The organism is Vibrio sp. 1069, from assembly GCF_033340555.1.
In genome coordinates this window covers 1-589 of record NZ_JAWOWP010000654.1, presented here as the reverse complement: position 1 = coordinate 589, position 589 = coordinate 1, and the positions used below count along the sequence as shown (strand labels likewise).

The 589-nt window shown below is 42.4% G+C and carries 1 protein-coding gene; it reads right to left on the bottom strand.

Annotated elements, in window-relative coordinates; genetic code table 11:
- Window positions 1-90 precede the first annotated feature (90 nt).
- The coding region (locus R7040_RS28295) for a substrate-binding domain-containing protein (RefSeq protein WP_318097860.1) at window positions 91-589 on the bottom strand (499 nt) is incomplete at its 5' end.

Here is a 589-nt window from a genome sequence, read left to right as displayed (position 1 = left end):
AAATTCATCAATAAGAACTCACAAGTGCGAGTCATTCGCGTTAAGAACCAAAGTGTTGTTCATAATTTGAATCAAGCTCATACCTGAGTATCAATCAGAGTCTTGTTTTAATACTCGATCCGCATGACGCAGTTTTAGCTTGGCTTCGAAGACAGGTTTTTCTATGTGTTCCTGTTTTTTTACTAACCCCATTAACGTTTGCACTGCTGCTCGCGCCATATCACTAATAGGGAAATGCACCGCAGATACCGTCGGGTACAAACTTTCACATAGGTCTACACTGTCAAAACTGGTTAAAGAGATTTGCTCCGGCACCGAAATTTTATGCTCATGAAGACATTGCATCGCCCCAACCGTCATTTCTTCGCTGCATGAAAATACAGCAGTTACCTCTGGGTGACGTTTCAAAATGGAAGCCATCGCATCATAACCGCTTTGTCTGCCGTAATTCCCTTCTTCACACCAACTTTCATCAATGTCGATACCAGCTGTTTTCATTGCATCAACATAGCCAAGCTTTCTGAGCAAACTATTGTGACGTAGGGATGGTCCGGTAATACAGGCAATGTTTTTATGACCACCAGCGATT